Raw genomic sequence first — 20,066 nt, 5'->3', positions numbered from 1 at the left:
CTTCCCCCACAAGTGGGGGAATCTCAAAAACACCTGCCCCCACTCCATTGTAAAAAAAAAACAATGGGTCACACAAAACTAAAGATAAAATAACAAGAATTTTTCAACGTTTATCAATAAAAGTTAGAAATAATAGGCGGAAATCTAATGAAAGCGGTGATTTAGATAGGATATTTTGCATAGTAGACAAAAGTGTTGGTAAAAAGTGGGCTAAAGCCTTATAGTACAAGGCTTTAAATTCACTTTTGAAGAATATACTCATTTAAATATAGAAAAAACAACAAATAGGTTGGAAGGGTTATTTAAAGAACTGAAACAGAAATTATCGCTTCATAGCGGATTAACGAAAAAGCATAAGATTATGTTTATAAAGGATTTTTTAAATAAAAAGAGTTGGTAATAATTAGGGGGAATAATTAAAACCAACGCTTTTGTCTACTATGCCTCAAATTAAAAACATCACAGTAAGCTAAAAGTACGGTTGTTTTGCGTTAATTCCAGCGATAATTAGATTTACGGCGAGGAAGAAGGGCTGGAATAAGTAATCCAAATATTAAACCTAAGCCTAGAACAGCTCCTCCGTAGATAAAATATTGAATCATAATTTCGCGAGATGCGACATCTTGTATTGCTTCTAAATCACGATTTTTATTTTTAATAATTTCTAATTCTCGCTTTAGAAGTGCATTTTGTTCAAGTAATTCACTGCTTTGTAATGCAGATTGTTGAACTCTACGTTGCATTTCAGCGGTACGTTGTTGCCAATCTCTATCAATGTTGTTGAGTTTGGTGGTTAATTCTTGAACTTGTTGTTGTAATAACGGTGTTAATTCTTTTGAGCTTGGCGTAGATGTTAATTCGGAATTTAAAATCCACGCTTCACGGTTTTTGCCATCACGAATTAGAGAATAGCGATCCCTGGTTTCAATTAAGGTAACTTTTTCACCTGCTTGAATAGAACCGGAAATTTTGAATTGATCGCCTGGACCTTTACGCAAATAGGTATTTAAATTTTCAGTAACGTACTGTGTTTGAGCAAAAGAGGGAATTGATATTGCTAAAAGCAGAGTTGAGCAGAAAAGAGAAATATGTTTTTGCATAAACAATCCTTAAAAAATCATAAAAGAAAAGTGCGAATAGCCGCACTTTTCTGAATAAAGTCATTATTCTAAATTAATAGAAAATTGCATTCAAAATATAGAAAATTAAAATCGAGAAGAATGCACCAGCAGGTAAGGTTACAACCCAAGATGCAACGATATTACGAATAACTGTTAAGTTTAACGCTGCAATACCACGAGCAAAACCTACGCCTAATACCGCACCTACTAAGGTTTGTGTTGTTGAAATAGGTAAACCTGTACCAGAGGCAACAACAACGGTCATTGCTGTTGCAAATTCTGCTGAGAAACCACGGCTTGGGGTTAGGTCAGTAATACCAGTTCCGATCGTTCCCATTACTTTGTAACCCATTACCGCTAAACCAGCAACGATACCCGTTGCACCTAATGGTAAAATCCAAGGGGCGAGAATTGATTTCGCTTCAATCACACCGCCGTTCTCAACGATAGATACTACGGCAGATAAAGGCCCAATCGCATTAGCTACGTCGTTTGAACCGTGGGCAAATGCCATTGAACAAGCGGTGAGTAACATTAGAATACTGAACACTTTCTCTACGCCACCAAATGCTCCGCCTTGTACACGGTTAGCAAAAGATTGGCTACGGAAGTAGAAGAAACAAGTGATGATAGACGTAATTGAGATTGCACTTGAAATCACTAAGGTTTCAGTCATTGTAAGCTGTAAACCAACGTGTTTTAAGCCTTTTGTCATTGTAACAATACTCAAAATGAATGTGGTTAAACCCATATAGAATGGACCATATTTTTGAGCATTTTTCATCGGATTATCAGTATCAAAAATCAGTTTTTGTGTGCTAGTAAAAATAGCATAAGCAATGATCCCCGATACAACAGGTGTAACAAACCAGCTACCTACGATACCAGACAAATCACCCCAATGAACCGCTTCCGCACCAACGGTGACTAACGCAAAACCGATAATTGCACCGATAATAGAGTGAGTAGTGGATACTGGCCAGCCCATTTTAGAGGCAAGTAATAACCAAGTACCTGCAGCAAAAAGTGCCGACATCATACCTAGTACAAGGGTGTCTGGTCTGCCAGAGAATTGGTGAATATCAATGATGCCACTTTTGATAGTTTCAGTTACTTCACCGCCTGCTAAATAAGCACCAGCAAATTCAAAAACCATTGCAACTAAAATTGCCTGTTTTGCAGTGATAGTGCCTGAACCTACAGAGGTTCCCATTGCATTTGAAACATCGTTTGCACCGATACCAAATGCCATAAAGAAGCCAAACACTGCGGTGATGAGGACAATCATCGAGCCATATTCTTGAATCAGTTCCATTATTTAAGTCCTCTTTCGATTATGAACGAGCTAACATTAACTCAATGCGTGAACCGATACGTTGTGCTTGATCTGCAAGAACTCCGACCCATTCGATAATTTTGTATAAGAACATAATGTCAATTGGATTGTATTGTTGTTCAATCGCTAACATTGCTCGGCGTAGTACGATTTGAAGTTGATCCGTATCGTCTTCGATAACATCTAACTCTAAAATCATATTGTTCACAAAATTTAATTCGCGACCGCGGAAGCCTGTTTCAAGTAGGTGATCCATTTCATTAATTACTTTATCAACGTGAACTGCTGCATCAAGGCTACGGGTTAAGAATTGTTGGAAAACAGGTTGGATTTCTTCAGGAATGTTTAATTGACGACCGATTGCACGACCAGAAATATCTTTAGCATAGTTTGCTAATTTATCTAACTGTGTAACGAGTTCAAGTAAGTCAGTACGTTCAACAGGCATAAATAAACCACGCGGTGATTTTAAACGAATTTCACGTTTAAGGGTATCTGCGCGGTTTTCTAAATCAATGATTTGACGACGGATATCTTCCGCTACTTCCCAATTGTTTTGAAAACTCGCTTCAAAAAATGGGATTAGTAATCCACAACATTCAGTCACTTTTTTTGAGTGCTTTTGTAATGGCTTGAGTGGCGACTGTGCGAATAATCCTAAAATATTATTCTTTGCCATAGGTATATCTCCAATAAAATTTAACAGCGTTGATTTGCACTTTTGCAAATCGGTGTAAATTTTACCGTATGTTTTCAAGAAGATCACGGATTAATGTTTAACAAGCGGTGATATTTGGTGTTTTTTTAGCAAAAATGGTAAAATAATCACAGTGTTTATCTTTGATAGCTGTTACAAATCAAAATGTTACCCCCACAAAATCCTCACTTTTAAATTTACAATATCGCTTAGAAGTATTATTATTCAAGGCGTTTTGCCTATGAATGAGGCATTCAGTTTATTTATGTTGAAATTGATTAGAGGGTAGGTATGCAAAACCTAGAAAATATCGTTGCTGAAGCGTTGCAAGCGGTTGAAAAAGCCAGTGATGTTGCAAGTCTTGAAGCATTGCGTGTTGAATATTTTGGTAAGAAAGGTCATTTTACCTTGTTAATGCAAGGCTTGCGTGATGTGCCAGCAGATGAACGTCCTGCGGTGGGTGCAAAAATTAATGAAGCAAAACAGAAAGCACAAGATGCGTTAAATGGGAAAAAAGAGCAGTTAGAAACAGAAGAGCTCAATGCTAAATTATCCAGTGAGAGTATTGATGTGAGCTTACCTGGTCGTAAAACAGAGTTAGGTGGTTTGCACCCTGTGTCGATTACAATTGAACGTGTGGTGAAATTCTTCTCAGAACTTGGCTTTAGTGTAGAGAAAGGTCCTGAAATTGAAACGGATTATTATAACTTTGATGCGTTAAATATCCCTGCACATCACCCTGCTCGTGCAGATCACGATACTTTCTGGTTTGATGCAGAGCGTTTGTTGCGTACACAAACATCAGGCGTTCAAATTCGTACGATGGAAAAAATGCAACCGCCTATTCGCATTATGGCGCCAGGGCGCGTTTATCGTAACGACTACGATCAAACTCATACGCCGATGTTCCATCAAATTGAATTGCTTTATGTAGATAAAAAAGCGAACTTTACTGAGTTAAAAGGCTTATTGCACGATTTCTTAAGAGCTTTCTTTGAAGAAGATCTGCAAGTGCGTTTCCGTCCGTCTTATTTCCCATTTACAGAGCCGTCGGCAGAGGTGGACGTAATGGGTAAAAACGGTAAATGGCTTGAAGTGTTAGGTTGCGGAATGGTTCACCCGAATGTACTTCGCAATGTGGGCATTGATCCTGATGAATACACTGGTTTTGCGGTTGGAATGGGCGTTGAGCGTTTGACGATGTTGCGTTATAACGTGACCGATTTACGTTCATTCTTTGAAAATGATCTGCGTTTCTTAAAGCAGTTTAAGTAATCTAATCATTTTGCGGATATATGCAGTTTGCGGACACACGCAGTGTGTCCCTACTATATTAATGGCTTATTTTCTCTTGTAGGGACACACTGCGTGTGTCTATCATAACAAGTGGTAAAATTTGTAGAAAACGTTACAAATATAGGATAGAAATAATGAAATTCAGCGAAAGTTGGTTGCGTGAGTGGGTTAATCCAGCGATTACCACCGAACAGCTATGTGACCAAATTACTATGTTAGGTTTAGAAGTTGATGCCGTTGAAGCGGTTGCAGGTGAATTTAACGGTGTTGTGATCGGCGAAGTGGTTGAGTGCGCTCAGCACCCTGATGCCGATAAATTGCGTGTCACCAAAGTGAATGTGGGTGGCGAACGTTTATTAGATATCGTTTGTGGCGCACCAAACTGCCGTCAAGGTTTGAAAGTGGCTTGTGCAACAGATGGGGCGGTGTTACCAGGTGATTTTAAAATTAAGAAAACTAAATTGCGTGGTCAGCCGTCAGAGGGAATGCTTTGCTCATTCTCAGAATTAGGGATTAAAGAAGATCATAGCGGTATTATTGAGTTGCCAGCAGATGCTCCAGTCGGTATTGATTTCCGTGACTATCTCAAATTAAATGACAGAGCCATTGAAATTAGTTTAACGCCTAACCGTGCGGACTGTTTAAGCATTGCAGGAATTGCGCGTGAAGTTGGGGTTGTTAATCAATTAGCGGTGAATGCACCTGAAATTCAAGCTGTGCCTGCAACTATTGCAGATAAAGTGACGATTGAACTTCAAGCCCCTGAAGCTTGCCCACGCTATTTAGGTCGTGTGGTGAAAAATGTGAATGTCAAAGCACAGTCACCATTATGGTTGCAAGAAAAATTACGCCGTTGTGGTATCCGTTCTATCGATCCGATTGTGGATATTACCAATCTGAGCTTACTGGAACTTGGTCAGCCAATGCACGCTTTTGATGCAGCAAAAATCAACGGTACAATCCAAGTGCGTATGGCAAAAGAGGGTGAAGAACTCATATTGCTTGATGGCACGACAGCAAAACTTCAGCCAAATACTTTGCTAATTGCAGACCAAAACGGACCGCTTGCAATGGCTGGTATTTTTGGTGGTGAAGCGAGTGGCGTAAGTGCCGAAACCAAAGATGTGGTGTTAGAAGCTGCATTCTTCGCACCGCTTGCAATTACAGGTCGTGCAAGACAATATGGCTTACACACAGACGCATCTCATCGTTTTGAACGTGGCGTTGATCCAGAATTAACGCGTAAAGCAATGGAAAGAGCGACAGCGTTACTGCTTGAAATTTGTGGCGGTGAAGCTGGTGAAATCGTAGAAGCGGTAAGTTCAGCTCATTTACCAACGTCAAAACAAGTGGTTTTACGTCGTAGTAAATTAGATAGCTTACTCGGTCATCATATTGAAACAGAAGCCGTAACTGATATTTTAGCTCGCTTAGGCTTAAACCCAAGCTATGCAGACGAGAGCTGGACAGTTCAATCACCAAGCTGGCGTTTTGATATTGAGATCGAAGAAGATCTTGTGGAAGAAGTGGCTCGTATTTACGGCTATAACAGCATTCCAAATCACGCACCGCTTGCTCATTTACAGATGAAAGGTTTCCCAGAGAAGCTTTTAGAAGCTATTCGTGTGAGAACGGCTTTGGTGGATAGCGATTATCAAGAAGTGATTACTTATAGCTTCGTTGATCCAAAAGTACAAGAACTGCTACACCCAAGCCAAGAAGCGTTAATTCTGCCAAATCCAATTTCAAGTGAAATGTCGGCAATGCGTGTGTCGCTTTTAACAGGCTTACTTGAAACCGTTGCTTATAACCAAAATCGCCAGCAAAATCGAGTGCGTATTTTTGAAAGTGGTTTACGCTTTATTCCTGATACCAATGCAGAAAATGGCATACGCCAAGAATTTGTATTAGGTGCAGTGATTGTAGGGGATAAACGTCCAGCACATTGGGAACATAAAGCAGAAAACGTCGATTTCTTTGATCTAAAAGGGGATTTAGAACGTGTTTTATCACTAACAAATGCTAGCAATCGTTTGTGTTTTGTTGCAAAATCATATCCTGCGTTCCACCCTGGACAATCTGCTGCTATTTTACTCGACGATCAAGAGATCGGCTATATCGGCACAATTCACCCTAAAGTTGTTCAAAAACTCGGATTGTCAGGTAAACCTGTTGCCTTTGAATTATTATGGTCTGCAATTGCAGAGCGTTCAGTACCAAATGCAAAAGAAATTTCACATTTCCCTGCAAATAAACGTGATATTGCCGTGGTTGTGGATAGCAATTTACCTGCAGGTGATCTACTTGATGTGGCTCGACAAGCAGGTGGCGCTAAACTTGTGGCAGTGAATTTATTTGATGTTTACCAAGGTACAAATTTACCTGAAGGTAAGAAAAGTTTGGCGATCAGCTTAACAATTCAAGACACTGAAAAAACCCTTGAAGAGGAAGAAATTAATGCGGTGTTTCAAGCTGTTCTCGAAACACTTGCACAACGTTTTAATGCTTATCTAAGAGATTAGATTTTAAGGATAAATTATGGCACTTACCAAAATTGAAATCGCAGAAAACCTTGTCGAAAGATGTGGTTTAGATAAACGTATCGCAAAACAATTTGTTGAGGACTTTTTTGAAGAAATTCGTCGCTCGTTAGAAAACGGTGAAGAGGTAAAACTGTCAGGCTTTGGCAATTTTACGGTTCGTGATAAAAAAGCTCGTCCAGGTCGTAATCCTAAAACTGGCGAAGATGTTGCAGTTTCTGCTCGCCGAGTTGTGGTTTTTAAAGCGGGACAAAAATTGCGTGAACGTGTCGAAAATGCGAAGGTAAAAGCCTAAATGATTATTCTGCGAAATCCTGTATTTCGCAGAATATTTTTAAGGATCGCAATGTTTTCTCAGTTAATAAAAAAGCATTTTTCTTTATGCACAATGCTGTTTTGTGCATTTTTATTGTCCGCTTGTGTATCAAAAATCACTACGGTTCAAGATAAAAGCGGAAATAAACATAAAGGGCAGCTTTCAGACTCCATTTTTGTGATTAGCAGTTTAAGCGAACATCAAAGAGAGTGGGAAGGTACACGCTACCGTCTAGGCGGTATAACAAAAAGCGGTATTGATTGCTCTGGTTTTGTGCAACTTACTTTCCGAGAGTTATTTGGTATTGATTTACCTCGAATAACAGTAGATCAAGCAAAAGCAGGCATACAAATCTCAAAGAGTGAATTACGTACGGGTGATCTTGTCTTTTTTAAAACTGGTCGTGGGCCAAATGGCAGACATGTTGGCATTTACGTCAAAAATGGGCAGTTTCTTCACGCATCTACAAAAGGCGGCGTAATTTATTCAGATCTTAATTCACCTTATTGGTCTAGAAGTTTTTGGCAAGCAAGAAGATTGTAAACCTACATTTAATTAGATGTAATTCATGTTTACTATACAAATTTGTTTAAATGAATACTGAACTGAGATGAAGCATGAATACTACTAAAATTAGTACAGGCTCCAAAATTCGGTAATTATCTTCAAAAGATTACGGATTTTGCGATATAATTCCCTAAATTCTCCAGTTGTGTGCTCAAGGATTTAATTATGTCAAACACCACTCAAAACGAATCTTGTATTGTTATTGCAATTGCAGGGGCTTCAGCTTCTGGTAAAAGTCTTATTGCTTCGACTATTTACAAAGAATTGCAAGCGGAATTGGGGCAAGATGATATTGGTATTATTTCTGAAGACGCTTATTACCGAGATCAAAGCCATCTTGCAATGGAAGAACGGGTAAAAACCAATTACGACCACCCAAACTCAATGGGTCACGAACTGTTAGTTACCCATCTTAAAAGCCTCAAACAAGGGCAAACTGTTGATATTCCAGAATATGATTATGCAGAACATAATCGCAAAAAAACCGTAACCCACTTCACTCCTAAAAAAATCATCATTCTTGAAGGTATTTTATTACTTACTGATGAAAAAATTCGTGATGAAATTAATGTGTCTATTTTCGTTGATGCCCCTTTAGATATCTGTTTTATCCGTCGTTTACAGCGTGATATGGAGGAGCGTGGCAGAACAATGGAATCTATCGTAAATCAGTATCGTAAAACGGTTCGCCCGATGTTCTTACAATTTGTTGAACCATCTAAACAGTATGCGGATATTATTATTCCAAAAGGTGGTAAAAACCGTATTGCGATTAATATCTTGAAAGCACAAATTAAACAGCTATTAGGACATAGTTAATATATTAGGGGGAATTATGCGTTTATGTGACAAAGATATTGAACGTTATCTTGATGAAGGGATTATCAGCCTAACGCCTTGCCCATCAAATGAAAAAATCAGTGGAGCGACGATTGATGTCCGTTTAGGTAATTCTTTCCGTGTGTTTCGTGAACATTCAACGCCTTATATTGATTTAAGCGGCCCACGTGAAGAAATGACGGCACAGCTTAATCGTGTAATGAGTGATGAAATCCTGATTGCCGATGATGAAGCCTTTTTCCTACACCCTGGGGAACTGGCTTTAGCAACAACGCTTGAATCAGTGAAACTACCTGCCAACATAGTCGGCTGGCTTGATGGTCGTTCTTCTTTGGCTCGACTTGGGTTAATGGTACACGTTACTGCCCATCGTATCGATCCAGGTTGGGAAGGCAAAATCGTACTTGAGTTTTTTAATGCGGGAAAGTTACCGCTTGCATTACGTCCTAATATGGCAATTGGTGCATTGAGCTTTGAAATTTTAAGTGGTTACGCAGAACATCCATATAATGCTCGTAAAGATGCAAAATATAAAAATCAGCAAAGTGCGGTGTTTAGCCGAATCGATAAAGATGAATAATCATAATTAACTTCCCTACGAAAAATGCCTTTAGTCGTCAAATACTAAAGGCATTTTGTCTACTATGCCGCCTAATAATTAGGGGAAATAATTAAAACCAACACTTTTGTCTGCTATGCCTCATTCTTGATTATTCATTATGAATTTCCAAATTACCTGCCTGCTTCGCTTGGGCGGTTTTGGCTTTATCATTGCGCGCTTGAGCTATCGCATTTAAGTATTCGCAACTCACATCGCCTGTTATATATTCCCCAGTGAAAACAGAAGCGTCAAAGTTGTGAATATCTGGATTTTCTAACTGAACAGACTTAAAGAGCGCCGATAAGTCTTGGAAAATCAGGCGATCTACACCAATCATTTCAGCAACTTGTTCCACGCTACGATTATAAGCAACCAGTTCTTCACAGGTTGGCATATCAATACCATATACATTTGGATAACGTACTTCAGGGGCAGCTGAGGCAAAATAGACTTTATTTGCCCCCGCTTGTCGAGCCATTTCAACAATCTGCTCTGAGGTAGTGCCACGAACAATTGAATCATCAACAAGTAATACATTTTTTCCTTTAAATTCAGAGGCAATGGCATTCAACTTGCGACGGACTGAATTTTTTCGTTGTGCCTGCCCTGGCATAATAAAGGTTCGAGCAACGTAGCGATTTTTCACAAACCCTTGGCGATAAGTTTTTTTCAGTACTGTTGCAATTTGTAAGGCAATATCGGTAGAAGTTTCAGGAATCGGGATAACCACATCAATATCCGCCAGAATATCTGTCCACTCTTTCGCAATTTTTTCGCCTAAGAATTTCCCCATATGTACTCTTGCTGAGTAAACAGATACGCCATCAATAACAGAATCTGGACGTGCGAAATAGACATATTCAAAGATACAAGGGTTTAATTTCGGATTATCGGCACAAATTGCTGAGTAGAATTGTCCATCAAAGGTAATATAAATGGCTTCGCCTGCTTGTATATCTCGAACATATTCAAAGCCTACAACATCAAGTGCAACACTTTCTGATGCGAACATATATTCTGTTTTGCCGTCAATTTCTCGTTTGCCAAGTACAAGCGGTCGGATACCGAGTGGATCGCGAAATGCCACCATTCCGTGTCCGATAATCATTGATAAACAAGCATAAGCCCCACGAATCACTTGGTTAGTTTTGCGAACGCTTTCAAAAATATTTTCAGGCGTTAGGAGTTCGTGTGGATATTGATCGAGATAGTAAGCAAATATATTGAGTAAAGATTCTGAATCTGAGTTTGTATTAACGTGGCGTTTGGCTAGGTTGAACAGTAGGCGTTTTAACTCTGCATTGTTGGTGAGATTGCCGTTATGTACTAGGGTTAAACCATAAGGGGAATTTACATAAAACGGTTGTGCTTCGGATACACTTGAGCTACCTGCAGTTGGATAACGGACGTGTCCTATACCAACATTTCCCTGCAAACGTAACATATGTTCTTGACGAAACACATCACTGACTAAGCCATTTGCTTTACGCAGGCGGAAGCGGTTTTCATCGTCAATAGTGACAATCCCTGCCGCATCTTGCCCCCTATGTTGTAATAACGTAAGTCCGTCATATAACGCCTGATTTACAGGGGTTTGACCGATAATCCCAACAATGCCGCACATAATTACCTCTTAAATTAGCTAGATTTTAAAAAACTGGAATTTGCTTGTAACTGTTCAAAGAACCACTTCACAATGAAATCAAAGTGTGGAATAAGTTGTGATTCCTTCCATAATTCGCTTTGGCTAAATGCCGTAAAGGTATCAAGGAAAAAGAGTATCGCTGCGACAATAAAAATGCCTCTTAATATACCAAAACCAGCACCAAGTACACGGTCTGTACCACTTAAACCTGTTTTATCAACAAGTTGGCTGAGTAGTGCGTTAATCACCGCACTGATGATGAGTACGGCAATAAATAAAATCGCAATCGCAATACCATTACGCAAATATTCGGAATTTTGGATATAGACAGAGTTGATTTGTAATAAGTAATTACTTAAATAAGGATAAAAATGGCTAGAAACCAAAAAAGCTGCTATCCACCCCACAAGCGCAAAGACTTCACTAACAAAGCCTCGCCATACACTGACTAATAAAGAAAAAACGATAATTCCGATAATAATCGCATCAACCATAAATACCTCAATATTGCCTTTCGGCAAAACGGAAACTATTCTACAAAAAAAGAAAACGTTTGCGTAGTCCATTTTTCAACACTTATTGAAAAAATAGCATACATCAAACAATATAATGGGCCCCTAAACTCACTTTCCTACTCAGCATCGCCTTTACCACACTTTGTGCGGCTTTGAGAGCGTGGTAAATTTCAATACCTTGATAGGCTTGATATTCAAGAGGGCAATAACGTTGCTCTAACTGCGTCAAGCAGTTCAATAATTGAAGCAAATTCGCTTCTGTTCGATAAACATTAGCATATGTCGCCATCTGAGAGCGAATGGTGCTTAACACCTCACTTGCCGTCAGCATTTTATCACCCTTTGGATTTGCTAACGACTGGAAAAACTGCTCAATGTTACGTTCACACGCTATATCGTTGGAAAGCGGTCGGTTTTCCGCTAAATTTTGCAAAATCCGTTGGATTGCTCGTTTAGCAAAAACCAAACTACCTCCGACAGAATTGCCACCTAAACGGTTCGCCCCTTCAATACAAGAAGAAACTTCGCCCACCGCAAAAAGCCCTTTCACCTCACTTTCGGCAAATTCATCAATTACAATACCACCATTACAACTGTGAGCAAATGGGGTAATCGCCACTCTATCTCGTACAAGGTTAATCCCGACTTCTTTCTCTAACCAGCTTAAATACACGGTGTAAAATTCCGTTTGATCTTGATACAGCTCAGGGGAATAGTGCAGATAGATGCCTTTTTCTTCTGGGTGTTCGAGCAAGTGCTTCATCATCACCAAATCAAACTCAACGCAGGGGAAATCAATGCTAAAAGGGGCATAATCACTGCGAGCGGTCATCATCTGTTGAAACTGCTGTGGTGAAAGGTGTGGAAACAGATCTCGCCCTTGGCTGTCAGTCACTTTACTGACATATTTTAAGGTATGCTCTCCAAACAGCACTTTGTATTTAGGTTCAACAAAAGCAGGGATAAATTGAATAAATTCTAAGTTAGTCAGCCTTGCCCCTGCTCGTTCAGCAATGGCGTGGGTTGAACCAATCACATCGGCTGGATAGAGGTTATCTTTATACAACCCTGCAATTCCCCCTGTTGCCAAAATAATTTGACTGGTTTTGCAAAACACATAGCGGATCTCACCGCTTGTTTTATAGGCAAACAACGCTCCTTGAACTTGCTGATTATCGCTGACAATATGTAACAGCGTTGCATCTTCATAGACCGTCGTCCCCTGTTCTTTGATAATCTGCCTTGCTCTTTCCGTTGCTTCTCGCCACTGATTAATCAAATAAATCGGGCGTGGATATTTCGCAAAGCAAGCGGGGCGATTGTCATTCCGTTTCCAAGGTTTAAAGCCAATACGTTCTAATAGCTCAATCGCCTGTGGCGAATCTTCAATATAGGCTTGCACAATTTTCGGGTTATTCATTCCCTGTGCAACACGCTCAATATCTTCTTGAAAGCGTGCTTTATCCTGTTGCTCTCCAGTTACTTGAATACCAAGTGTTGCTTTTAACGGAAAAAAACTTGCACCACTGCCGATAGGGGCTTTGGTAATTAATGTCGCTTGAATACCCTGAGCCTTAGCTTCAGCACAGCACGCAAGCCCTGCAATACCACCACCGACAATAAGAAGATCGGTTTGTAAATAAATATAAGTTTGTTTCATTTAAATACAGTAGAATTATGTGGAAGTCCCCTACCAACTAAATCAATATATTACGATAAAATAGAGAGGTAAAATCCACCATATATTTTAAGTAATGTACCACCATTTCATCTAGGCGGAACACCTCTGAATCAATTTGTAAAAAAGAAAAGATATATACTGTTTAAGTCTTAATTATTCACTACGCCAAATCAGCGTTGCCATTCGTCCTGTGACTTTGTCTCTACGGTAAGAGAAAAATTGTTCTGCATCGCAATAGGTGCAATAATCGCCCCCTGCAATTTCCGTAATCCCCAGTTTATTTAAGCGTTGGTGAGCTATTTGGTAAAGATTGCCAAGGAACTTACCGCTTATATATTCATCTGCTACAAAGGCTTCTCTCGCTTGTGGATCAAAGGCACAGAATTGTTCTATTACATCTTCACCAACTTGAAATGCCGTTGGGCCGATTGCAGGACCAAGCCAGACACAAATATTCTCTGGCTCACATTCAAATTCTGCCACTGTGGCTTCAAGCACACCATCGCATAAGCCACGCCAACCTGCGTGAGCCGCCGCAATCTCTTTGCCATCTTTACTGCAAAAAAGCACTGGTAAACAATCCGCTGTCATCACTAAACAGACTTGGTTTGCTTGATTGGTATAAACTGCGTCTGCTTCAATGTCGTTTTGTTCATAGGGCAGACGTAGCACCCTTGTGCTATGGGTTTGCGTTAAATAGAGCGGAAAATGTGGCAAATTCCCTTGTTCTTGCAAGATCTCACGGTTAGTTTGCACTGATTGTGGATCATCAGTAACGTGATCACCCAAATTCAAGCTATCAAAGGGAGCTTGGCTTACCCCACCTTCTCGAGTGGTGGTGAATGCGTGAACGAAATCAGGAACAGACCAAGTTGGCAGAATTTTTTTCATCGCTTATTTTCTCACCGCAATCGCTTCAATCTCAATGCCAACATCTTTTGGTAAACGTGCGACTTCGACACAAGAACGAGCAGGGAAATTTGGGTGATGGTTTTCACGGAAAAAGGCTTCATATTCGGCATTTACCGTAGCAAAATCATTAAGATCTTTCACAAATACGGTGGTTTTTACAATATCTGCCACAGATAAACCCGCTTGTTCAATGATTGCTTTCACATTTTCAAGGGATTGGCGAGCTTGGGCTTTAATATCCGCAGAGACTTCGCCTGTTTTTGGATTAACCGGAATTTGCCCTGATGTTAGCACTAAATTGCCTAAATCAACCGCTTGTACATAAGGTCCGATTGCTTTTGGGGCATTTTCAGTATGAATAACAGTTGTCATAAAAATCTCCTAGTGAAATAAATTAAATTCAACATTGAGAGTTTGAAAGTTTTTTTGTGGTTTGTAAAGGTGATTTTTATTGAAGATTACCACTGTTTCACTTAAAATTCGTACTACTTTAATCTGTACAAATAGGATATTTATTATGCCACAAATTGCAAATGCCCTTAACGATAGAATGTCTATTCGCATTAGTACGGAAGACAAACAGACTTTAATTAGAGCCGTTGCACTCACCCATACGAATATTACAGAATTTGTATTACAACGCATTTTGCCTAGTGCCAGAGAAATTATTCAGCAGTATGATAATCGGCAATTTTCACCGCAAGATCTCTCGTTGATTATGGAATTGCTTGATAATCCGCCGAAAGCTAATACAAAACTACAACAAGCGGCGAAATTAGCAAAGGAAAGCTATCATGAAGAGTAAGTTTATTGAAGAGCCTTTAACGAAGCATCATCAACGAGAAGCCTTTGATTGCGGAAATCTAGAGATGAACCGATTTTTTAAACAATACGCTCGGCAATCTCACGAAAAAGGGACATCAAAAACTTACATTAGCCGACACTTAGACAGTCAACAGATTATCGGATTTTATACAATCACCTTAAGTGCATTAGACCAGCAACACTTACCCGAACTATGCAAAAAACGTTTTGGCTACCACCCTATTCCGCTCTTTACATTAGCAAGACTTGCAGTGGATATTCGCTATCAAAAACAAGACATTGGCGGAATGCTGTTGGTTAAAGCTCTCAAACGCTGTGCCATCGTTGCCGAACAAGTCGGGGGAATTGGGCTTCTCATTGAAGCAAAAGATGAAGACATTTCTCGTTGGTATCAATCTTATGGTGCTATTCCATTGGAAAATATGCCATTAACCTTAATTCTACTCTTTGATACAATCAAAGGACTTTAACTTTTTACCTATAATCGAGAATAATTTATGAGCATTAACGTTACCGAAATTGTTTTACACCAACTTCAACAAACCGCAGGGGAAACTGCTGAGCTTCATACGGTTTTACGTGAAGATCTGCTTGCGATCAGCCCTGAAGTTGAGCAGATGATGTTGCAACTACATCAAGCCTATCAAAATAAAGCGAAAGCCTATGGCATATTTCAATCGGAATCCATTTTTGCACAACAATTAAACCGCTTGTTAGAAGGCGAAAGCGAATTTCTGCCTTTTAGCCACAGTTGTGCCAAAATGTTAGCAACAGAATTAGTCAAATATCCTTTTGCTTCAGGCGGAACTTTTATCCTTTGCCGTTATACCTTTTTAGCGACGGAATATCTCTTTATTACATTAATTGATAGCCGTGCGTCTATGTTGGTTGATGATAAACTGGAAGTGAAACGCACGGAATATCTCGATATTACACAATATGATATTGCTTGCCGTATCAACCTTACTGAACTAAAACACAATGCACAATCTAACCGCTATTTGACCTTTATTAAAGGGCGTGTTGGGCGTAAAGTTGCCGACTTCTTTATGGACTTTTTAGGGGCTGAAGAAGGGTTAAATCCGCAAGTGCAAAATCAAACGTTGCTTCAAGCGGTGAGTGATTATTGTGAACAAGGCGAGTTAGATAGTAACCAAACTCAAGCGGTTAAAAAACAGGTGTTTGAGTACTGTAAAGGGCAAATCAACAGTGGGGAAGAAATTGCGATCAGCGAATTATCAGCTTCAATGCCAACCTTAAAAGAGATTGATTTTGCTGACTTTGCCGAGCAACAAGAATATGGCTTAGAAGAAACTATTCCGCCTGTGCGTAATGCGTTAAAAACGTTAACCAAATATTCAGGTTCAGGAAAAGGGGTGACGATCAGTTTTGATGCGGAATTATTATCCCAACGTATTATTTGGGATGAACTAAATGATACTTTGACAATCAAAGGATTACCTGCGAATTTACGAGATCAATTAGAACGTAATAAATAATGACATTTTATCGGCGATTTCGGTATAATCGCCAAAAATTTTAAGAGGAAGGTTATCGCTATGAAAATGAAATCGCTTGTTGCTGTATTATTACTTGCTTTAGGTGTAACAGCTTGTTCTACGGTAAAAAAAGTCGTTTATCGTATTGATGTGCCGCAAGGCAACTATTTAGAGCAAGAAAAAATCGATCAACTGCAAGTTGGTATGAATAAAGAGCAGGTTCAATATCTGCTTGGAACACCTATGCTACGAGATTCCTTTGCTCAAGATCGTTGGGATTATGTGTTCATTTTGCGTAAAGGCTATGAAGATCCTATCCAAAGAACTATCTTTGTTTACTTTGATAATAAAGGCTTAGTGAGCAATATTGCTCTAGATAACGCCACTGCACAGTGATACGAAAATTAGAGCAAAACAACATAGTATTATCTCATAGCAATTTAACAATCGTGTCTAACGTCTATTGGCTATCAGAACTCAAACATAAGTACATGAATTTTTATCCTCCATTATTGAGCTGAAAGCAGTATTTTATTTTTATAATTACCTATGGTTTCTCAAAATTGCCTCGGCGTAATGTCTGGCACGAGCCTTGATGGCGTAGATTTGGCGTTAGTCAATTTTAGCCAAACGCCCAAATTAATTGCTGCCGACTTTACCCCAATGCCCGACACACTTCGTGTTGCGCTGTCGCAGTTAGTCAAAAAAGGGGAAACAAGCCTACAAACATTAGGCGAACTCGATCACCAATTAGCCTTGCTCTATGCCGACAGTATTCAGTGGTTTTTAGCAAAACATCAACTTAATGCAGATGATATTGTGGCGGTGGGCTGTCACGGGCAAACCGTTTGGCATTCACCAAAAGGGCAATATCCTTTTACAATGCAAATTGGCGATATGAATTTATTGGCGGCTAGAACAGGTATAACTACTGTCGGTGATTTTCGCCGTCGGGATATGGCTTTTGGCGGACAAGGTGCGCCGCTGGTTCCCGCTTTTCATCAAGCGGTGTTTAGTTCCCCTGAACGTCTAACCGTTGTGCTAAATATCGGCGGGATCAGCAATATTTCCGTGCTTAACCCTAACCAGCAGACTATCGGCTATGATGTCGGGGCAGGCAACACACTGTTAGATATTTGGATCGAAAAACATCTCGGCAAGCGGTATGATGCGAACGGCGAATGGGCAAGGACAGGGAAAATTCATTCCGCTTTACTTGCATTGTTGTTAGATGAACCCTTTTTCCAACTACCACCGCCGAAAAGCACAGGGCGAGAGCTGTTTAACTTGGAATGGTTGGAACATAAATTAACCCAAATTGAACCGCTTCCCGCTGAAGATGTGCAGGCAACGCTGGTTGAATTTACCGTACAAAGCATAGTGCAAGCCTTACGGCAAATTGAAAACCCGAACGCTTACCATAGCGTATTATTGGTATGCGGCGGCGGAGCGAAAAATCCATTGATAATGGAACGGCTACAAACCCATTTAATAGATTGGCAGGTCTCCACTACAACGGAATATGGCTTAGATGTCGATTATGTGGAAGCCGCGGCGTTTGCGTGGCTTGCGTATCAACGGATACACAATCTGCCTGCGAATTTGCCTAGCGTCACAGGGGCGACACAGGAGGTCAGTTTAGGGGCAATTTTTCCCAATATATAAAAGGAACAAAAATGGCAGAACAAGATCTTCTAAAAACCTTAGGGCAATTAATTACCGAACAGCGTAATCCAAACAGTATGCAGATTGATACACTTTCTGCCTATGAAATTGTACAAATCATCAACAACGAAGATAAACAGGTGCCACTGGTAATTGAAAAAGTATTGCCTCAGATTGCTCAAGCCGTTGAGAAAATTGTCGAAGCTTTTCAGCAAGGCGGGCGGCTAGTCTATATCGGCGCTGGCACAAGCGGACGACTTGGCGTGCTAGATGCGTCCGAATGTCCGCCAACGTTCGGGGTATCGCCTGAAATGGTCAAAGGCATTATTGCTGGGGGCGAGCGTGCCTTGCGACATCCAATCGAAGGGGCGGAAGATAACAAAGAAGCGGGTAAACAGGATCTGCAAGCGGTCGAATTTAGCCAAAAAGATGTCTTAGTCGGCATTGCTGCCAGCGGCAGAACGCCTTATGTGTTAGGCGCGTTAGCATACGCTAAACAGCTTGGTGCAACGACAGTGTCGATTGCCAGCAACCCTAATTCTGCAATGAGCCAAATTGCCGACATTGTAATTGATACCGTCGTTGGGGCAGAAGTGTTGACAGGGTCGAGCCGAATGAAATCAGGAACAGCACAAAAATTAGTGTTAAATATGCTTACTACGGCAAGTATGATCTTAATCGGCAAATGCTATCAAAACTTGATGGTTGATGTGCAGGCAAGCAATCAAAAACTTGTCGCCCGTGCTATTCGGATTGTTATGCAAGCGACTGAATGCTCCCGTGAAATTGCAGAAACCACGTTAGTCTTAGCTGAGAATAATGCGAAATTGGCGATTATGATGATCTTGGCAGATCTAGATAAAGACGGGGCAGAGCAGCTGTTAAGTCAACAGCAGGGAAAAATATCTCGATACACAATAGTGTAGATAGAACATAATCAATGAATTCTTAATCATATAAAATAACAATGAAAACCCAAGTAAAACAACACCTAACCGATCTCGAAATTGCTTTGCGAGTACATAATCTCTGGGAAGCAACTCCGCCTTCCGCAGAAGCCTTAGCCAATGATGAACCTTTTTGTGTTAGCACACTCTCAGCAACCCAATGGTTACAATGGATATTCTTACCACGAATGCACGCCCTATTAGAAGCCAATGCCGAATTGCCACGCAATTTTGCTATTTCGCCTTATCTAGAAGAAGCCTTGAAAGATTTAGATTATCTCCAAGCCTTAAACGCTCCCCTCGTTAAACTTGAAACCTTGTTGAAAAGCGAATGAAATTAGAGATTATCTATCAAGATGATGAACTTATTGCGATAAACAAACCTGCAGGAATGTTGGTTCATCGAAGTTGGCTTGATAAACACGAAACAGTTTTTGCAATGCAAACCTTGCGAAATCAAATCAGGCAACACGTTTTTCCGATCCATCGTTTAGATCGACCGACTTCTGGCGTGCTTCTTTTTGCTTTAAATAGCGAAATGGCACGGACTATGAGCCAACTTTTTGAACAACATCAAATACAAAAAAGCTATTTAGCCGTTGTTCGAGGTTATCTACAAGGGGAAGGGAGGATTGATTATCCTCTTAAAGTGCAACTCGATAAAATTGCGGATAAATTCTCTCAAGAAAAAGAGGCACAAGAAGCGATCACCGATTATCGAAATATCGCCACCGCTGAAAGGCCCTACCCCGCTGGGAAATTTGCAACTGCACGTTATAGTCTGGTGCAACTCTATCCCAAAACAGGAAGGAAACATCAGCTTCGTCGCCATTTGAAACATCTGTTTCACCCAATTATGGGCGACACCAATTACGGTGACCTACATCAAAACCGAGTATTAACAACTAACACAGGTTGTGATAGACTAATACTCCATTCCAATAGTTTGCAATTTATTCACCCGAAAACCTTGCAAAAAATTGAGATAAAAGCACCGCTTGACGAACAGTGGAAAACACTTTTTACGCAATTTGGTTGGAACTTTACTGAATTTTATTAGACT

Annotated in this window: 22 protein-coding genes; 14 read left to right on the top strand and 8 right to left on the bottom strand. The window is 40.1% G+C overall.

From position 1 onward, the window contains the following. Nucleotides 1-491: 491 nt before the first annotated feature. The 3 genes from B0183_RS03725 to B0183_RS03715 form a co-directional block, all read right to left on the bottom strand. Nucleotides 492-1,100 (bottom strand): TIGR04211 family SH3 domain-containing protein, encoded by a 609-nt coding sequence (locus tag B0183_RS03725; RefSeq protein ID WP_010786625.1) that lies wholly within the window; start codon nucleotides 1,098-1,100, stop codon nucleotides 492-494. Nucleotides 1,101-1,173: 73 nt separating this feature from the next. Then, nucleotides 1,174-2,436, bottom strand: a complete 1,263-nt coding sequence (locus tag B0183_RS03720; protein ID WP_075620718.1) for an inorganic phosphate transporter — start codon at nucleotides 2,434-2,436, stop codon at nucleotides 1,174-1,176. 19 nt (nucleotides 2,437-2,455) lie between these two features. Continuing rightward, nucleotides 2,456-3,136 (bottom strand): TIGR00153 family protein, encoded by a 681-nt coding sequence (locus tag B0183_RS03715; protein ID WP_021113653.1) that lies wholly within the window; start codon nucleotides 3,134-3,136, stop codon nucleotides 2,456-2,458. 309 nt (nucleotides 3,137-3,445) lie between these two features. On the opposite strand from B0183_RS03715, the gene pheS reads away from it, so the two are divergent. The 6 genes from pheS (at nucleotide 3,446) to dcd (ending at nucleotide 9,293) form a co-directional block, all read left to right on the top strand. Further along, complete coding sequence (gene pheS / locus B0183_RS03710) at nucleotides 3,446-4,429, top strand: phenylalanine--tRNA ligase subunit alpha (protein WP_021112442.1); 984 nt, start codon at nucleotides 3,446-3,448, stop codon at nucleotides 4,427-4,429. A gap of 155 nt (nucleotides 4,430-4,584) precedes the next feature. Then, nucleotides 4,585-6,972, top strand: coding sequence for a phenylalanine--tRNA ligase subunit beta (pheT, locus tag B0183_RS03705; protein WP_078208335.1), 2,388 nt, complete (start codon nucleotides 4,585-4,587; stop codon nucleotides 6,970-6,972). Nucleotides 6,973-6,988: 16 nt separating this feature from the next. Continuing rightward, entirely contained in the window at nucleotides 6,989-7,285 is a 297-nt protein-coding gene (locus B0183_RS03700) for an integration host factor subunit alpha (RefSeq protein WP_016527802.1), read from the top strand. A 51-nt stretch (nucleotides 7,286-7,336) separates the two neighbouring features. Beyond that, a complete protein-coding gene (locus B0183_RS03695; RefSeq protein ID WP_021113656.1) occupies nucleotides 7,337-7,849 on the top strand; it encodes an NlpC/P60 family protein in 513 nt (170 codons plus the stop codon). Between the two features lie 189 nt (nucleotides 7,850-8,038). After that, on the top strand, nucleotides 8,039-8,692 hold the full coding sequence (udk, locus tag B0183_RS03690; protein WP_078208334.1) for a uridine kinase: 654 nt from the start codon (nucleotides 8,039-8,041) through the stop codon (nucleotides 8,690-8,692). Nucleotides 8,693-8,708: 16 nt separating this feature from the next. Then, nucleotides 8,709-9,293, top strand: coding sequence for a dCTP deaminase (dcd, locus tag B0183_RS03685; protein WP_016527799.1), 585 nt, complete (start codon nucleotides 8,709-8,711; stop codon nucleotides 9,291-9,293). A gap of 130 nt (nucleotides 9,294-9,423) precedes the next feature. On the opposite strand, the gene purF is transcribed toward dcd, so the two are convergent. From purF to B0183_RS03660, 5 genes are all read right to left on the bottom strand, one after another. After that, nucleotides 9,424-10,938, bottom strand: a complete 1,515-nt coding sequence (gene purF / locus B0183_RS03680; protein WP_044009510.1) for an amidophosphoribosyltransferase — start codon at nucleotides 10,936-10,938, stop codon at nucleotides 9,424-9,426. Nucleotides 10,939-10,952: 14 nt separating this feature from the next. Then, a complete protein-coding gene (locus tag B0183_RS03675) occupies nucleotides 10,953-11,453 on the bottom strand; it encodes a CvpA family protein (protein WP_021115009.1) in 501 nt (166 codons plus the stop codon). Between the two features lie 103 nt (nucleotides 11,454-11,556). Next, a complete protein-coding gene (locus B0183_RS03670; RefSeq protein WP_035524664.1) occupies nucleotides 11,557-13,134 on the bottom strand; it encodes an FAD-binding protein in 1,578 nt (525 codons plus the stop codon). Between the two features lie 174 nt (nucleotides 13,135-13,308). Next, nucleotides 13,309-14,046, bottom strand: a complete 738-nt coding sequence (gene pgeF, locus B0183_RS03665; protein ID WP_021112465.1) for a peptidoglycan editing factor PgeF — start codon at nucleotides 14,044-14,046, stop codon at nucleotides 13,309-13,311. 3 nt (nucleotides 14,047-14,049) lie between these two features. Then, complete coding sequence (locus B0183_RS03660) at nucleotides 14,050-14,439, bottom strand: RidA family protein (protein ID WP_021113660.1); 390 nt, start codon at nucleotides 14,437-14,439, stop codon at nucleotides 14,050-14,052. Nucleotides 14,440-14,584: 145 nt separating this feature from the next. Between B0183_RS03660 and B0183_RS03655 the strand changes: the two genes are divergently transcribed. From B0183_RS03655 to truC, 8 genes are all read left to right on the top strand, one after another. Then, on the top strand, nucleotides 14,585-14,872 hold the full coding sequence (locus B0183_RS03655; protein ID WP_005710653.1) for a type II toxin-antitoxin system TacA family antitoxin: 288 nt from the start codon (nucleotides 14,585-14,587) through the stop codon (nucleotides 14,870-14,872). Further along, entirely contained in the window at nucleotides 14,862-15,362 is a 501-nt protein-coding gene (locus B0183_RS03650) for a hypothetical protein (RefSeq protein WP_021116693.1), read from the top strand. Before B0183_RS03655 ends, B0183_RS03650 begins: the two co-directional genes overlap by 11 nt. Before the next feature lie 27 nt (nucleotides 15,363-15,389). Continuing rightward, the gene (yejK, locus tag B0183_RS03645) at nucleotides 15,390-16,391 is read left to right on the top strand and encodes a nucleoid-associated protein YejK (RefSeq protein ID WP_035495739.1); all 1,002 of its coding nucleotides are present in this window, start codon (nucleotides 15,390-15,392) and stop codon (nucleotides 16,389-16,391) included. 60 nt (nucleotides 16,392-16,451) lie between these two features. After that, nucleotides 16,452-16,787: an outer membrane protein assembly factor BamE gene (gene bamE, locus B0183_RS03640; RefSeq protein ID WP_016527793.1), complete on the top strand. Its 336-nt coding sequence runs from the start codon at nucleotides 16,452-16,454 to the stop codon at nucleotides 16,785-16,787. A gap of 153 nt (nucleotides 16,788-16,940) precedes the next feature. Next, a complete protein-coding gene (locus B0183_RS03635; protein WP_016527792.1) occupies nucleotides 16,941-18,056 on the top strand; it encodes an anhydro-N-acetylmuramic acid kinase in 1,116 nt (371 codons plus the stop codon). An 11-nt stretch (nucleotides 18,057-18,067) separates the two neighbouring features. Next, nucleotides 18,068-18,982 (top strand): N-acetylmuramic acid 6-phosphate etherase, encoded by a 915-nt coding sequence (gene murQ / locus B0183_RS03630; RefSeq protein ID WP_021113663.1) that lies wholly within the window; start codon nucleotides 18,068-18,070, stop codon nucleotides 18,980-18,982. Nucleotides 18,983-19,023: 41 nt separating this feature from the next. Then, a complete protein-coding gene (locus tag B0183_RS03625) occupies nucleotides 19,024-19,338 on the top strand; it encodes a YqcC family protein (RefSeq protein WP_005710664.1) in 315 nt (104 codons plus the stop codon). Continuing rightward, complete coding sequence (gene truC / locus B0183_RS03620) at nucleotides 19,335-20,063, top strand: tRNA pseudouridine(65) synthase TruC (RefSeq protein ID WP_021112446.1); 729 nt, start codon at nucleotides 19,335-19,337, stop codon at nucleotides 20,061-20,063. Before B0183_RS03625 ends, truC begins: the two co-directional genes overlap by 4 nt. Nucleotides 20,064-20,066: the final 3 nt, after the last annotated feature.

Source organism: Glaesserella parasuis (assembly GCF_002015085.1).
Taxonomy (GTDB): Bacteria; Pseudomonadota; Gammaproteobacteria; order Enterobacterales; family Pasteurellaceae; genus Glaesserella; species Glaesserella parasuis.
The sequence above is the reverse complement of the archived record's forward strand: the minus strand, read 5'-3'. Positions and strand labels throughout refer to the sequence as shown.

Excerpts from the sequence above, each read along its gene's own strand:
- B0183_RS03725 (WP_010786625.1), bottom strand. The coding sequence starts at position 1,100 with ATGCAAAAACATATTTCTCTTTTCTGCTCAACTCTGCTTTTAGCAATA.
- B0183_RS03720 (WP_075620718.1), bottom strand. The coding sequence starts at position 2,436 with ATGGAACTGATTCAAGAATATGGCTCGATGATTGTCCTCATCACCGCA.
- B0183_RS03715 (WP_021113653.1), bottom strand. The coding sequence starts at position 3,136 with ATGGCAAAGAATAATATTTTAGGATTATTCGCACAGTCGCCACTCAAG.
- pheS (WP_021112442.1), top strand. The coding sequence starts at position 3,446 with ATGCAAAACCTAGAAAATATCGTTGCTGAAGCGTTGCAAGCGGTTGAA.
- pheT (WP_078208335.1), top strand. The coding sequence starts at position 4,585 with ATGAAATTCAGCGAAAGTTGGTTGCGTGAGTGGGTTAATCCAGCGATT.
- B0183_RS03700 (WP_016527802.1), top strand. The coding sequence starts at position 6,989 with ATGGCACTTACCAAAATTGAAATCGCAGAAAACCTTGTCGAAAGATGT.
- B0183_RS03695 (WP_021113656.1), top strand. The coding sequence starts at position 7,337 with ATGTTTTCTCAGTTAATAAAAAAGCATTTTTCTTTATGCACAATGCTG.
- udk (WP_078208334.1), top strand. The coding sequence starts at position 8,039 with ATGTCAAACACCACTCAAAACGAATCTTGTATTGTTATTGCAATTGCA.
- dcd (WP_016527799.1), top strand. The coding sequence starts at position 8,709 with ATGCGTTTATGTGACAAAGATATTGAACGTTATCTTGATGAAGGGATT.
- purF (WP_044009510.1), bottom strand. The coding sequence starts at position 10,938 with ATGTGCGGCATTGTTGGGATTATCGGTCAAACCCCTGTAAATCAGGCG.
- B0183_RS03675 (WP_021115009.1), bottom strand. The coding sequence starts at position 11,453 with ATGGTTGATGCGATTATTATCGGAATTATCGTTTTTTCTTTATTAGTC.
- B0183_RS03670 (WP_035524664.1), bottom strand. The coding sequence starts at position 13,134 with ATGAAACAAACTTATATTTATTTACAAACCGATCTTCTTATTGTCGGT.
- pgeF (WP_021112465.1), bottom strand. The coding sequence starts at position 14,046 with ATGAAAAAAATTCTGCCAACTTGGTCTGTTCCTGATTTCGTTCACGCA.
- B0183_RS03660 (WP_021113660.1), bottom strand. The coding sequence starts at position 14,439 with ATGACAACTGTTATTCATACTGAAAATGCCCCAAAAGCAATCGGACCT.
- B0183_RS03655 (WP_005710653.1), top strand. The coding sequence starts at position 14,585 with ATGCCACAAATTGCAAATGCCCTTAACGATAGAATGTCTATTCGCATT.
- B0183_RS03650 (WP_021116693.1), top strand. The coding sequence starts at position 14,862 with ATGAAGAGTAAGTTTATTGAAGAGCCTTTAACGAAGCATCATCAACGA.
- yejK (WP_035495739.1), top strand. The coding sequence starts at position 15,390 with ATGAGCATTAACGTTACCGAAATTGTTTTACACCAACTTCAACAAACC.
- bamE (WP_016527793.1), top strand. The coding sequence starts at position 16,452 with ATGAAAATGAAATCGCTTGTTGCTGTATTATTACTTGCTTTAGGTGTA.
- B0183_RS03635 (WP_016527792.1), top strand. The coding sequence starts at position 16,941 with ATGGTTTCTCAAAATTGCCTCGGCGTAATGTCTGGCACGAGCCTTGAT.
- murQ (WP_021113663.1), top strand. The coding sequence starts at position 18,068 with ATGGCAGAACAAGATCTTCTAAAAACCTTAGGGCAATTAATTACCGAA.
- B0183_RS03625 (WP_005710664.1), top strand. The coding sequence starts at position 19,024 with ATGAAAACCCAAGTAAAACAACACCTAACCGATCTCGAAATTGCTTTG.
- truC (WP_021112446.1), top strand. The coding sequence starts at position 19,335 with ATGAAATTAGAGATTATCTATCAAGATGATGAACTTATTGCGATAAAC.